Here is a 278-nt window from a genome sequence, read left to right as displayed (position 1 = left end):
GTTCAACTTTACCGTCACCCTCAATTGCTTTAACAGTTTGACCAAGCGCCAAGCGGATGTTGTGGTCTTCCAAGTTCTTCGCCATCATTTGTGTGAAGTCTTTATCATAGTAACCGTTCAAAACAGTATCAACGATATCAACAAGGACAACTTCTTTTCCAAGACGTTCAAAGGCTTCAGCAAGTTCAACACCGATGTAACCACCACCAACAACGGCGATACGGTCAAGGTGCTGGCTCTTGTCAGCAAGTTTATTGATAACTTCTTCAGCGTTTTGG

At 43.5% G+C, this 278-nt stretch carries 1 protein-coding gene; it reads right to left on the bottom strand.

Going from position 1 to position 278, the window contains the following annotated elements; translation table 11 throughout:
• On the bottom strand, positions 1–278 hold a 278-nt coding region (locus tag CH341_RS32435), incomplete at both ends, for an NAD(P)/FAD-dependent oxidoreductase (RefSeq protein ID WP_146604764.1).

Origin of the sequence: Rhodoplanes roseus (assembly GCF_003258865.1) — a bacterium.
GTDB lineage: Bacteria > Pseudomonadota > Alphaproteobacteria > Rhizobiales > Xanthobacteraceae > Rhodoplanes > Rhodoplanes roseus.
The sequence above is the reverse complement of the archived record's forward strand: the minus strand, read 5'-3'. Positions and strand labels throughout refer to the sequence as shown.